The following is a 12,524-nucleotide window of genomic DNA, read 5'->3' on the forward strand; positions in this document are numbered from 1 at the left end:
CGTTCGCCGGGGTCAGGCCGTGGCGGCGTAGAACAGCGGCCGGGACTCGGCGTTGTAGATGATCCCGCTGACGCCTTCGCGCAGTCCGTACACCTGCGGGACCGCGGTGAGCGGGAGCAGCAGGTTCTCGTCGACGATGAGGCGCTGGGCCTCCTCCAGGGTCGCCGTGCGCTCCGCCTCGACGCTCTGCCCGCGCTGTTCGTTGAGCAGGGCGTAGAGCTCGTTGCCCGGCTGCAGGCCGAACGAGTTCGATGCGCCGGGCTCGCCCGCCTCCGAACCCGAGACCTTGCCGTAGAGCACGTTGCCGTCGAGATCGGTCGTGTTCGACATGAGCGCCTGGAAGCCGCCGTTCTGGAGGACGTCGCCCACCTCGCCGGTCGCGATGAGGTCGACCACCTCGAGGCCGACGCCGATCTCGGCGAACTGGCTCTGGACCAGCTGGACCAGGGCGTTCGTGTAGCTGTAGGGGCTGACCGTGTCGAGCGTGAGCTGGAGCGGGGTCCCGTCCTTCTCCCGCACGCCGTCCGCGGTCTCGGTCCAGCCCGCCTCATCGAGCACCGACTTGGCCCGCGCGACGTCCGCCGTGAACTCCTCCTCGAACGGGACGTACTGCACCAGGCTCTCGGTGAGCAGCCCGTAGGCCGGGGCGACGGCGCCGTTGAAGATGCCCTCGGAGATCGTCGTGCGGTCGATGGCGAGGTTCAGCGCCTCGCGGACCGCGGGATCCTGCAGCACGGGGTCGTCGGTGTTGAGCGCGATCGAGGTGGGGATGCCCGGCACGGTCGCGATCTCGATGCTGCCGCCGGCGCTCTCCACCGTCGTGGCGTCGTCCACGGTGAGACCTTGGGCGATGTCCGCCTGTCCGGCGCTCAGGGACTGCGCCCGGGTCGACGAGTCGCTCACGAACTCGAAGCGCAGCTCCTTGATCGCGGCGGCCCCGGTGCGACCGGCCCACTCCGGCGCCCAGTCGTAGTCGTCGCGCGCCGCCAGCTCGACGAACTGGTTCGCCGCGTAGTCGTCGATCACGAAGGGGCCGGTGCCCACGACGCCCTCGCTGCTGCGCTCCTCGGGCGCCAGCTCCCAGGTCTGCGGCGAGAGGATCCCGAGATAGGTGCTGGCCGTGTAGGTCAGGAAGGGGGCGTTCGGCTCGGAGAAGGTCAGCTGCACCTCCTGCGGCCCGGTGGCCTCGACGCTCTCGAGGCCGGCCAGGTAGTTCGCCCGAACCGCGGCGGCCCCGAGCTCGAGGGCGCCCTCGAAGTTGCGCTTCACGGCTTCGGCGTCGAGCGCCTCGCCGTCGCTGAAGGTGACGCCCTCGCGGAGCTGGAAGGTGAACACCCGGCTGTCGTCGCTGACCTCCCACGCCGTGGCGAGGGAGGGCTCGAGCTCTCGGGACTCCGGGTTGAGGTAGGTGAGGGAGTCGACCACGTTGGCCAGGTAGGCGATCGAGGCGGGCTGATCCGTCTGGTAGGGGTCCAGGGGAGCGCCCTCGACCAGCTCGACCTGCACGGTGACCGACTCGGCGGTCTCACCGGTCCCCTCGGCACCGGGATCCCCTCCGGTGCAGGCGGTGAGCGCGAGCAACACGGAGAGCGCTCCGGCGGTGAGCGCGGAGCGACGGATGGTTCTAGACACGGAAGTTCCTTTCGATCGGGTGGGAGTCGCCCGCCTCTGCGGATGAGAGGCGGAGGCAGTGGTCGAGATAGGCGGCGATCTCCTGCTCGCGGTGGGTGATCAGGAGGAAGGCTGAGCCGCGCGTCCGAGCGTGTTCGCGGAGCATCTCGAGAACACGCCGACGGTTGCGGTCGTCGAGGCCCGAGAGCGACTCGTCGAGGACGGTCAGCGGTGCGCCGAAGAGCAGGGCCCGCGCGATGGACACGCGTTGCAGTTGCCCCCCCGAGAGCTGCGCGGCCCGAAGGCCGGCGAGCGCCGGCCCCAGATCGAGTCGCGCCATGATCTCCTCGGGACGGGACCGCGCAGCGTCGGCGTCCTCGCCGCGGAGGCGCCGCCCGCGGCGCTCGGCCTCGCGCAGGATGTGCGACACGCGGGAGCGCGGGTCGACGCACGAGCGGGCGTCCTGGTGCACGTAGAAGCCGACCCGGCGGCGCTCCGGGCCGCGGGGCGGCACGCGCTCGGAGAACGAGGCCCCGGGATACGAGACGCTCCCCGAGTCGAACGATTCGAGACCGCACAGGATCCGGGCCAGCGTCGACTTCCCCGATCCGGAGGGGCCCGTGAGTCCGACGACCGTGCCGGGCTCGATACGCAGGTCGACGCCGTCGAGCACGCTGCCGCCGGAGGGGTAGGATTTCGCGACGCCGGTCGTCGCGACGGCCGGGACGACCGTGCCGGACTGGTCCGTCCGTCGGCTCGGCGGTTCGGGTGCGGCCGCCGGAGGGCGCGTCTCCGCGTCGTCGGCGTCCCGGCGCGGCGCGTAGGCGTCGAGCTCGAGCACGCGCGTCGTGATGGCGGCGAAGTCCTCCCGGTCGTGCGTGACCACCAGCAGCGCGGGCGAGAGCTGCTGCTGCAGCCGTTGAAAAGCCGAGAGCACCAGTTCCCTCGCGGCTCCGTCGAGCGCGCTGGTCGGCTCGTCGGCCAGGATCACCTCGGGGGCGTGCACGAGCGCCTGCGCGATGAGCACGCGCTGCAGCTGTCCGCCCGACAGCTGCTGGGGCAGCGCGTCGAGGACGCGCTCGGGGTCGTCGAAGCGCAGCGAGCGGAGCGCCTCCGCGAGTCCGTCCCGCAGCTGCGCCGCCGGCGCCGAACCGCTGTCGCGGAGCAGCCGGGCGCTCTGCCGCCAGACGCTGAGGTTCGGGCTGAACGCCGTGAAGGGGTTCTGCGGGATCAGCATGGTGCGTCGGCGCAGGGCGCGGAGTTCCCGAGCCTTCGCACGCGAGAGATCCGTGCCCAGCAGCTCGATCCTGCCGGTGGAGGCGAAGGCCGCCGGCAGCGCGCCCAGGGCGGCGCGGAGCAGCGTGCTCTTGCCCAGGCCGGACGGGCCCGTGATCGCCACGCACGCTCCCGAGTCCACGCGCAAGTCGAGGCCCGCGAAGAGGGTCTGCTCCGCCTCCGCCTCGCCCGCCCGACGGTGCCGCGTGAGCGCGTAGTCCTCGATCACGATCCGCGAGCCCGGTTCAGACATGCTGCCCCCGCTCCTCGAGCGACTGCCCCACGACCGCGAGGGCGACGAGGATCGCGCAGAGCACGGCTCCCGGCAGCGCCGAGATCCACCAGGCCTGGGTGATGTACTGACGGCCCTCGGCGATGATCGAACCGATCTCCGGCGTCGGCAGCGGCGCCCCGAGGCCGAGGAAGCCGAGTGCGGCGAGGCCGAGCACCGCCTCGCCCAGCAGGGCCGGGGCGAGCGAGAGCGCGGGCCAGAGCGCGTTCGGCAGCACATGCCTGACCATGGTGCTGAGACGCGACGCGCCCATCTGACGATCGACGTCGACGTAGGCGGATCCGAGCACCTCGGGCACCGTGCGGTAGAGGACGTAGGCGATCCTCGGGGCGAGCGCGATCCCGACGGCGATCGACGCGTTGAGCGTGCCGAATCCGAGCGCGGCGACGATCACCATGGGCAGCACGATGCCCGGGATCGACTGCAGCACGTCGAGGCAGCGGAACACGACCGCGCGAACGGCGGCTCCGCCGAGCCCGGAGACGGTGCCCAGGGCGACGCCGAGAGCGTATCCGAGCAGCAGGGCGGCGGTCGAGCCCAGGAACGTCTCGCGCACGCCGAGGAGCGTTCGACTCAGCACGTCTCGGCCGAGGTAGTCGGTGCCGAACCAGTGCCCGCCGCCGGGCGGGAGGAACTTCTGCGTGAGGTCGACGGTGAGCGGATCCGCGAGCGGCACGCCGGGGAGCAGCATGCCGGAGAAGGAGACCCACACCAGATAGGCGAGCGCGACCACGAGGGCGAGCAGAGCGGTCTGCTGCGGCGCCCGGATCGCCCGGGTCGCGGTCGTTCCGGCGGTGACGCTCATCGCGCGGCTCCCGTTCGCTCGCCTCGCGGCTGCAGGCGCGCCACCACGAGATCGGTCGCCGAGATCACGAGGACGAACGCGACCGCCACCAGCACGGTGATCACCTGGATGTAGGGCAGGTCGTTCGTCATGATCGAGGTCTGCAGCAGGCGCCCGATACCGGGGCGCGAGAACACCACCTCCGTCTCGATCGCGCCGCTGATCAGCGTCGCCGCCGCGATGCCGAGCTGGGTCACGAAGGGGGCCGCGGCTCCCCGGAGCACGAAGCCGAAGAAGACCTGCCGGTTCGAGAGGCCGCGGAGTCGCGCGCCCGAGGCGTAGTCCCTCTGCCACTCGGCGCTCAGGCTGCGGATCAGCACGCGGGACATCGCCCCCGTGCCGAACATCGCGATCGCGATGGCGGGGAGCACGAGGGAGTGTGCGCCGTCGTCGCCCAGGGCCGGGAACCAGCCGAGCTGGAACGAGAAGATCTGGATGAGGATGATGCCCACCCAGAAGGTCGGCATCGAGACCCCCAGAATGCTGATCGCGCTCGCCAGGCGGCGCCCGAACCGGTGGCGCGTGGTGGTCACGTAGTAGCCGAGGAGCAGGCAGGCCGCGGAGATGAGCAGGAGGGCCGCGGCGGCGAGCGTCGCGGTGCTGCCGAGCGCGGCGAAGACCGTCTCGGCGACGTCGGCCCCGGTCGACCAGGAGCGTCCCCACTGGAGGGTGATCAGCCGCAGCAGCTGAGTGAGGTACTGGACGACGAGGGGTTCGTCGAGGCCGTACTGGTGGCGCAGCTCGGCGACCTGCTCGTCGGTGAGCAGGTTGCTCGCGGTCAGTCGCGCCGTGGCGGCGTCGCCGGGCAGCAGGCGCATGAGGAAGAAGGTGAGCGTGAAGGCCGCCCATGCGACGAACAGCAGTCGCCCGGCGAGTCGCAGCGCGCCAGCGCCGCGGAATCCGGGTGCGCCCCAGCCGCGGCGGAGCGTCGGTGAACCGACGCCGGTGCGAAGCGGGCGCATGGAACCTCGGTCTTTCTGCTCGGTAGAGCACTATGCAACATAACGGCTGGGGCCCTCGGAGCGGGCGTCGAGGGTCACAGAAGGTAACAGTCGGAGGCGGGCCGGCGACCCTTCCCGCGCCGGGCGGCTCCTCCGCTGCCGCCCGGCGGGCCGATCCCGTAATAGGGGGTCACGGTTCTCCGGCCTCCCCGCCCCGGGTCTACAATTTTCCGGGCACGCCCTCACTCGTCACCGCCACTCTCACAGGAGTCCCCAGTCATGGTCAGTTCCCCGGCCTCCCCGCGCCCGCTGCGGCACCTCGGCTTCATCCATCTGGTGCCGTTCGACCGGGAGGCCCCCGCGCAGGGCCTGGCCGACGGCATCGAGCTGTTCCGCTTCGCCGAGGAGCTCGGCCTCGACAGCGGGTGGGTGCGCACCCGCCATCTGCAGTACGGCCTGCCCTCGCCGGCCGCGCTGCTCTCCGCGGCGGCGCAGCACACCGAGCGGATCGGCCTGGGCACGGCGGTGATCCCGGTCGGCCACGAGAACCCGTTCCGGCTCGCGGAGGATCTCGCCACCGCCGATGTGCTCTCCGGCGGGCGCCTGCTGCCCGGCCTGAGCGTGCACCCGCCGGCCTACGAGCCGGAGGTGAACGATATCGTCCACGACACCGGGTGGCGCGAGGAGGACTACGGCTACGGGCGGATCGAGCGGCTGCGCGGGCTGCTGGCCGGCGACCCGGTGCGCGAGGTGCCGCCCTACAACGGGATCGGCGGCGACTTCGACTCCGAGCGGGTCGAGCCGTACAGCGCGGGCCTCTCGGAGCGTCTCTGGTACGGCGGCGGATCGCTCCGCTCGGCCGAGTGGGCGGGATCCGCGGGCCTCAACTGGCTCGTGAGCAACATCAGCACGACCGAGAACGGGATCCGCGACTTCTCGTCGGCGCAGCGGGCGCAGATCGACGCCTTCCGCGCCGCCCACCCCGAGGGCGAGGGCGCCCGCGCCTCGGTCGCGCGCGTGATCGTGCCGACCGACGGCGCGACGCCCGAGCAGGTGCGCAAGTATCGGGAGTACGCCGAGGCGCGCACCCCGCGGACGAGGCAGGTGCACGGCAGGAACACGATCATCGCCCTGGACGTGCTCGGCTCGCTCGATGAGATCGTGGAGTTCATCCGCGGCGATGTTTCCTTCCAGGCCGCAGACGACTACCTCTTCGAGCTGCCCTTCGAGTTCGAGCTCGCCGACTGGAAGCACATGCTCGAGCAGTTGGCGACGCGGATCGGCCCCGCGCTTGGATGGCGGCCAGCCGCATGAGCAAAGCAGCGCTTTGCGCACGTCGAGTTCAGACGAGAACGCATCGCGTTCTCGTGGGAGGCGTGCCGGGGCTTTTGCCCCGGTTGCCGCCGAGCGCGGTGACGCGCTCGGCCGACGTGCGGGGCACGGAGGAAGCCGCATGAGCCTGGTCATCCGGAAGGCGCGCTCAGACGAGTACGCGGAGATCGACCGGCTGATCGCCGACGCCTACGCGCACGACTACGGGCCAGGGGATTCTGACGGCGATCCCGTGCGCAGCGCCGAGGTGCGCGCCCGGGACTACGATCTCTGGGTGGCGGTCGAGGGCGATGCCCTGCTCGGCAGCGTGACGACGCGGCGGCCCGGCGGGCCGGCGCTGCACGAGGACTTCGGGGACGACGAGCTCGATCTGAGGCTGCTCGGGGTCTCGCCCGATGCCCGGCGCCGGGGCATCGCGGCGTCCCTGATGCGCTTCGTCGTCGACCGGGCGAGGGCTCAGGGGTTCCGCGCGGTGATCCTGAAGACGCATCCGGATATGGGCGGTGCGCACCGGCTCTACGACCGCCTCGGCTTCGTGCGCGCTCCCGAGCGGGACGGGCTGTGGATCGGCGGCCGGCGGGTCCTCGACCTCTTGACCTATGCGTATCCGCTCGCGGACGGGGACCGAACGCACGGGAACTCCCAGACGGGTCGATCGTAGAATGGTGGTGTGAGCGACAGACTGCTGCATTTGGTGCGCCACGGCGAGGTGCACAACCCCGATGGCGTCCTCTACGGTCGGCTGCCGGGGTTCGGCCTGAGCGAGCGCGGACGGCGGATGGCGGAGGCGGCCGCTCTCGAGCTGCGGGCGTCCGACCGGACGGTCGCGCAGCTCGTCGCCTCGCCGCTGCAGCGCGCTCAGGAGTCGGCCGCTCCGATCGCCCAGCTGCTCGGCCTCGAGACGCGCATCGACGAGCGGCTCATCGAGCCGACCAACGCCTTCGAGGGGCTGGTGCGCGATGGTGGGCGCAGCGCCTTCCGTAATCCTCGTTACTGGCACCGGTTCTGGAATCCCTTCCTGCCGAGCTGGGGGGAGCCGTACCGCCGTATCGCGAATCGGGTGCGCGCGGCGATGGACGACGCCTGGGAGGCGTCGCGGGAGGGCGACATCGTCATGGTCAGTCATCAGGCGGTCATCTGGGCTGCTCATCGGGATATCGGCGGCGAGCCGCTGTTCCACAACCCGGCGAAGCGCCGCTGCGAGCTTTCGAGCATCACCACCTTCGAGCGCCGGGGCGGCCGTTGGTACGAGGTCGACTACCGCACGCCGGGCGCGGGGCTCGCCGAGGGCTCGATCGACGTGGGGGCGGTGTGAACGGGGCGGCCCGGGTCGTGCCCGGGAGGAGTCGTGCGCTGAGGGCGCATCGCGCGCTGGTCGCGCCGGCGCTGGCCGCTGCGCTGGTGCTGGTGGGGTGCTCGGGATCCGAGGGCGGTCTGGCGGAGCAGTGGGAGGAGACGAGCGATCAGGGGTTCGTCTCGGGCGATCGCTCCTCGATCAGCATTCCGCGCGCCGAGCGCACCGATCCGGTGCGTTTCGAGGGGATCACTGAGTACGGCGAGACGATCGGCTCGGGCGACACTGCCGGTTCGGTCACCGTGGTCAACTTCTGGTATGCCGGGTGCGCGCCCTGCCGGGCCGAGGCGCCGGATCTGGTCGCGGCGCACGCCGAGTTCGGATCGGATGGCGTGCAGTTCCTCGGCGTGAACACGCGCGACCAGGAGGCGCAGGCCGTGCAGTTCGCCGAGCAGTTCGGCGTCGAGTACCCCTCGATCATGGACAATCAGGGCGGACGCGCGGTGCAGCGTGCCTTCGCCGGACAGGTGCCGCTCAACGCGGTGCCGACCACGCTCGTGCTCGATGTCGAGGGGCGCGTGGCGCACCGGGTGCTGGGTCAGCTCGCAGGCGAGTCTCAGTTGCGCACGCTCATCAAGGAGACCCTGGCCGAGACGGAGGGTGCCGAGCCCGAGGGCGCCGCTTCCGAGAGCACCGAGCAGTAGCGGTGGATGTGGGCGAGGTGGTCGCCGACGGGCAGTTGCTCGTCGCGGCGCTGATCGCGCTCGCTGCGGGGCTCGTCTCCTTCCTCTCGCCCTGCGTGCTCCCGCTCGTCCCCGGCTACCTCGCCTATGTCGGCGCGAGCGCGGGATCCGGTCCCGGCGAGACGCCCGCGCGGACCCGGCTGGTGGTCGGGGCGCTGCTCTTCGTGCTGGGGTTCACTGCGGTGCTGGTCGCCTTTCTCGCGGCCGCGGGCACCGTCGGCGTCTGGCTGCTCGAGTGGGAGGGCGTCCTCACCCGGGTCATCGGAGTGTTCGTGATCGCGATGGGCCTCGTGTTCATGGGGTTCTTCGGCATGATGCAGAGCACCAGGAAGCTGCGGATCAGGCCGCGGCTCGGGCTGGTCGGCGCTCCGGTGCTGGGGGTCGTGTTCGCGATCGGATGGACGCCGTGCCTCGGCCCGACCCTGACGGTGATCATGGGGCTGGGCCTGCAGCAGGGTTCGGTGGCGCGCGCCGTGATCCTCGCCGTGGTGTACTGCCTCGGGCTCGGGATCCCGTTCGTGCTGGCGGCCTTCGGCTTCGCCTGGATGACCCAGACCATGACATTCTTCAAGCGGCATATACGTGCGGTGAACGTGATCGGCGGTGCGCTGATGATCCTGATCGGCGTGCTGATGGTGACGGGTCTCTGGAGCAGGATGATGTTCGAATTGCAGGCGGTGATCGGCGGTTATGTCACGATCCTCTGAGGTCCGCGATCGGCCCCACGACTACGACGACGGCAGCGGCTCCGGCCGCGAGGCGGCACCCGCCGGACCGGAGCTCGGCATCCGGGGCTGGCTGCGCTGGTTCTGGCGCCAGCTGACCAGCATGCGGGTGGCGCTCATCCTGCTGCTGCTGCTCGCCGTCGCGACGATCCCGGGTTCGCTGGTGCCGCAGCGCGGCGCCGACCCGAACGGTGTCCTGCAGTACGAGGACAACCATCCCGAACTCTATGCGATCCTCGATTCGTTCCCGATCCAGGCGTTCGACGTCTATTCGTCCGTCTGGTTCTCGGCGATCTATCTGCTGCTGTTTATCTCGCTCGTCGGTTGCGTGCTGCCTCGTATCGCGCACCACTGGCGGGCGCTGCGCGGCCGTCCGCCGCGGACGCCGGCCCGGCTGAAGCGGATGGCGGGGTACGCGGAGCAGCGGATATCCAATCCCGCGGCGTCGCCGGAGGAGCGCGAGGAGTTCGCCGAGCAGGCGATCCGCGAGGCGCAGAGGCTGCTGCGGGGGCAGCGATACCGCACCGAGATCCAGCGCGTCCGGGTCCGGGGCGGGGGCAGCGCGGTCTCCGTCTCTGCCGAGCGCGGCTACCTGCGCGAGACCGGCAACCTCCTGTTCCACCTGGCGCTCGTCGGCGTTCTGGTGAGCGTGGCCGTCGGAGGGCTCTTCAGCTTCAACGGCCAGAAGGTGCTGGTCGAGGGCGAGACCATGGTCAATCAGCTGATCGACTACGACTCCCGGACTTCGGGAACCAGGTTCGACGAGGATCGTCTGGAACCCTTCGGTCTGCGCCTCGACAGCCTCGAGATCGACTACATCTCGTCGGATGACGGGAACGTCGACGCGAGGGGGCAGGTCCGCGACTATCGCGCCAACGTCACGCTGATCGACGCGGAGGGCGAGCATCCCGGTCTGATCCGGGTGAACCACCCGTTGCGCGTGCACGATTCGCCCATCTACCTGATCGCCAACGGCTACGCGCCCACCATCACGATCCGGAACGCGGACGGCGAGATCGTGTTCAGCGAGTCGGTGCCGTTCATCCCGCAGGACCAGAACCTCACCTCGCTGGGAGTGCTCAAGGTGCCCTACGGGCTCGAGCACGGGGGAGCGGAGACGCAGCTGGGTCTGAGGGGGTTCTTCTATCCGGCCAAGGCCGAACTCGACACCCGCGCCTACACGTCGAGCCATCCTGACCTCGAGAACCCGGTGCTCACTCTGGACGTCTTCGTCGGGGACCTGGGGATCGACGGCGGCATGCCTCAATCGGTATATGCGCTGGACACGGCGAACATGGAGCAGCTCACCGGCCGCGCCGTCGACGTCGAGTCCCTCGAACTCGGGATCGGCGATACCGTGGAGCTGCCCGACGGCATGGGCGATCTCACCTTCGAGGCCGCACCGCGCTACGCGTCCTTCGACGTGATGCGCAATCCGGCTCAGGAGTGGGTGCTGGTCTTCGCGCTGCTGTCGATCGGCGGTCTGCTGCTGTCGCTGTTCGTGCCGCGCCGTCGCATGTGGGTCAAGGCGGAGACCGACGACGGCGGCGTGGTGCTGCAGTACGCGGCGCTGGCCCGCGGCGATGACCCGGCGCTGGAGCGGGCCGTGGCGCAGCTCCGCGAGCAGCATAGGGAGCGGCTGTAGGTGTCGAGGGGAGCATGCTCTCAGCTTTGATGAAGCGCTAGAGATCTCCATGTCTATCCGGGCGGTGCGATCACTATTGTGGTGGTGTATCGACCGGCGTGGCACCCGCGGTGTTCAAGAAGCCCATGCCTCGGCGTTGTCAGGGTGCCGGCCCGGCCGATAACCTCAAGGAAATGCTGGCCACCCGTGATGTCTGGCCGGCCTACTCAGATTTGGCCAGCAGGACGTTAGCCCAAAGGCTTGACCCGAGAAGTACTTGACTTGGGAGTGGCAGAAGAACAGGACCGTGATGAGTTGCGCGGCCTTGAATCGGAGCTGCGGTAGGCCAAGCGTGACGGGGATCTCGACATGATCGGAGACGCGCGAGTTGACCCGCGTGCCCAGGTTGAACGACTCGAAGTCACTTGGCGCTCGTATCTTGAGTAACGGCCCCTGCTGAGAACGGTGACACGAACCTCGGTGGGTGAATAATGCCTGCGCTCATAGACATTCCTTCTCTGAGTGAGTGCTGGGTCCGGTAGGGAGTGTTCCGTTTGTTTCGGCCAGTTGTAGGCGGGCGGAACGTGGCGGGTAGACCGCTTCGTCTTCGATGGTGTGACGGTTCAGCCTCATGCAGAGTGGTGTGTCCCCGCGGGTGCGGGGCGGACTGCTCCAGGCAGAGGCAGACGAGAACGCGGAGCGGCTCATCCCCGCGGGTGCGGGGCGGACTGGGCCGCGAACAACGCCGGCGTGGAACTGCCGGGCTCATCCCCCCGGGTGCGGGGCGGACCCGGCGCGAGTGCTCGCTCTGCGACCGGTGACGGGCTCATCCCCGCGGGTGCGGGGCGGACGGATGCGGAACCTCAGCGCCGCACAACCTCGGGGGCTCATCCCCGCGGGTGCGGGGCGGACAGCGTACAGCGACTGATCCGCCTTCCGCCGACGGGCTCATCCCCGCGGGTGCGGGGCGGACTCAGCCCAGGAGCCCGGTCGCCAGAGCCACGCGGGCTCATCCCCGCGGGTGCGGGGCGGACCGGGTCTCTCGGCCGATCACGGCCCCTGAGTCGGGCTCATCCCCGCGGGTGCGGGGCGGACGCACCCTCCCCGAAACCCTGCGCGTGCATCGAGGGCTCATCCCCGCGGGTGCGGGGCGGACGCTGCCGCCTTCGCGCTGATCGGCACGACCCGGGGCTCATCCCCGCGGGTGCGGGGCGGACGCCGTCCGCGAGGTCTTTGAAGCTGCGTTCGAGGGCTCATCCCCGCGGGTGCGGGGCGGACCACTGCGCGCCCGGATTCAGCAGATCGGCGGGGGGCTCATCCCCGCGGGTGCGGGGCGGACCTGGTGCAGTGACCGTGAGCGTGGCCCGGACGGGGCTCATCCCCGCGGGTGCGGGGCGGACGGTTACTCGCTTTCGGTGGTGGGTTTGCTGGTGGGCTCATCCCCGCGGGTGCGGGGCGGACATAGTCGAGGGGTTCCGTGCGGGAGGCTTGGAGGGCTCATCCCCGCGGGTGCGGGGCGGACCATTCAGAGTCTCCACCCGACGCCCGGAGACGGGGCTCATCCCCGCGGGTGCGGGGCGGACTTTATGAACTTGAAGGAATCGACTTGCTCATCGGGCTCATCCCCGCGGGTGCGGGGCGGACAGCTTCCCGAACGGGGCTACTGCAAGCTGGACGGGCTCATCCCCGCGGGTGCGGGGCGGACAGGCTCTTACCCACGGGTTTCCTCCTCGATCAGGGCTCATCCCCGCGGGTGCGGGGCGGACCCGGCGGCGATCTGCGAGGTCATCTCCTCCGCGGGCTCATCTCCGCGGGTGCGGGGCGGACATCCAGGTGATCGGGG

The 12,524-nt window shown here is 70.5% G+C and carries 10 protein-coding genes and 1 CRISPR repeat array (1 of these 11 only partly in view); of the genes, 6 read left to right on the plus strand and 4 right to left on the minus strand.

The window, feature by feature from the left end; genetic code table 11:
• Positions 1-12: 12 nt before the first annotated feature.
• From J4H92_RS01000 to J4H92_RS01015, 4 genes are read right to left on the minus strand one after another with little or no spacing between them, the layout of a single operon-like run.
• On the minus strand, positions 13-1,632 hold the full coding sequence (locus tag J4H92_RS01000; protein ID WP_208095159.1) for an ABC transporter substrate-binding protein: 1,620 nt from the start codon (positions 1,630-1,632) through the stop codon (positions 13-15).
• Positions 1,625-3,139: an ABC transporter ATP-binding protein gene (locus J4H92_RS01005; protein ID WP_208095160.1), complete on the minus strand. Its 1,515-nt coding sequence runs from the start codon at positions 3,137-3,139 to the stop codon at positions 1,625-1,627. Before J4H92_RS01005 ends, J4H92_RS01000 begins: the two co-directional genes overlap by 8 nt.
• Complete coding sequence (locus J4H92_RS01010) at positions 3,132-3,983, minus strand: ABC transporter permease (protein WP_208095161.1); 852 nt, start codon at positions 3,981-3,983, stop codon at positions 3,132-3,134. Before J4H92_RS01010 ends, J4H92_RS01005 begins: the two co-directional genes overlap by 8 nt.
• Positions 3,980-4,984 carry an ABC transporter permease gene (locus J4H92_RS01015; RefSeq protein ID WP_208095162.1) on the minus strand — a complete coding sequence of 335 codons (1,005 nt, stop codon included), beginning with the start codon at positions 4,982-4,984 and terminating at the stop codon, positions 3,980-3,982. The genes J4H92_RS01010 and J4H92_RS01015 overlap by 4 nt, the downstream gene beginning before the upstream one ends.
• A gap of 258 nt (positions 4,985-5,242) precedes the next feature.
• On the opposite strand from J4H92_RS01015, the gene J4H92_RS01020 reads away from it, so the two are divergent.
• The 6 genes from J4H92_RS01020 (at position 5,243) to resB (ending at position 10,702) form a co-directional block, all read left to right on the plus strand.
• Positions 5,243-6,277: an LLM class flavin-dependent oxidoreductase gene (locus J4H92_RS01020; protein ID WP_208095163.1), complete on the plus strand. Its 1,035-nt coding sequence runs from the start codon at positions 5,243-5,245 to the stop codon at positions 6,275-6,277.
• Positions 6,278-6,416: 139 nt separating this feature from the next.
• Positions 6,417-6,956, plus strand: a complete 540-nt coding sequence (locus tag J4H92_RS01025) for a GNAT family N-acetyltransferase (protein ID WP_208095164.1) — start codon at positions 6,417-6,419, stop codon at positions 6,954-6,956.
• Positions 6,957-6,965: 9 nt separating this feature from the next.
• The gene (locus J4H92_RS01030) at positions 6,966-7,610 is read left to right on the plus strand and encodes a histidine phosphatase family protein (RefSeq protein ID WP_208095165.1); all 645 of its coding nucleotides are present in this window, start codon (positions 6,966-6,968) and stop codon (positions 7,608-7,610) included.
• Positions 7,607-8,293, plus strand: a complete 687-nt coding sequence (locus J4H92_RS01035; protein ID WP_341782955.1) for a TlpA family protein disulfide reductase — start codon at positions 7,607-7,609, stop codon at positions 8,291-8,293. Before J4H92_RS01030 ends, J4H92_RS01035 begins: the two co-directional genes overlap by 4 nt.
• Positions 8,294-8,295: 2 nt before the next feature.
• The gene (locus J4H92_RS01040; protein ID WP_208095166.1) at positions 8,296-9,039 is read left to right on the plus strand and encodes a cytochrome c biogenesis protein CcdA; all 744 of its coding nucleotides are present in this window, start codon (positions 8,296-8,298) and stop codon (positions 9,037-9,039) included.
• On the plus strand, positions 9,023-10,702 hold the full coding sequence (gene resB / locus J4H92_RS01045) for a cytochrome c biogenesis protein ResB (protein ID WP_208095167.1): 1,680 nt from the start codon (positions 9,023-9,025) through the stop codon (positions 10,700-10,702). Before J4H92_RS01040 ends, resB begins: the two co-directional genes overlap by 17 nt.
• Before the next feature lie 618 nt (positions 10,703-11,320).
• Positions 11,321-12,524: a CRISPR direct-repeat array (repeat unit 29 nt; unit sequence GGGCTCATCCCCGCGGGTGCGGGGCGGAC); it runs 11,307 nt beyond the window's last position.

Source organism: Leucobacter weissii (assembly GCF_017565745.1).
GTDB lineage: Bacteria > Actinomycetota > Actinomycetes > Actinomycetales > Microbacteriaceae > Leucobacter > Leucobacter weissii.

Excerpts from the sequence above, each read along its gene's own strand:
- J4H92_RS01005 (WP_208095160.1), bottom strand. The coding sequence starts at position 3,139 with ATGTCTGAACCGGGCTCGCGGATCGTGATCGAGGACTACGCGCTCACG.
- J4H92_RS01010 (WP_208095161.1), bottom strand. The coding sequence starts at position 3,983 with ATGAGCGTCACCGCCGGAACGACCGCGACCCGGGCGATCCGGGCGCCG.
- J4H92_RS01015 (WP_208095162.1), bottom strand. The coding sequence starts at position 4,984 with ATGCGCCCGCTTCGCACCGGCGTCGGTTCACCGACGCTCCGCCGCGGC.
- J4H92_RS01020 (WP_208095163.1), top strand. The coding sequence starts at position 5,243 with ATGGTCAGTTCCCCGGCCTCCCCGCGCCCGCTGCGGCACCTCGGCTTC.
- J4H92_RS01025 (WP_208095164.1), top strand. The coding sequence starts at position 6,417 with ATGAGCCTGGTCATCCGGAAGGCGCGCTCAGACGAGTACGCGGAGATC.
- resB (WP_208095167.1), top strand. The coding sequence starts at position 9,023 with ATGTCACGATCCTCTGAGGTCCGCGATCGGCCCCACGACTACGACGAC.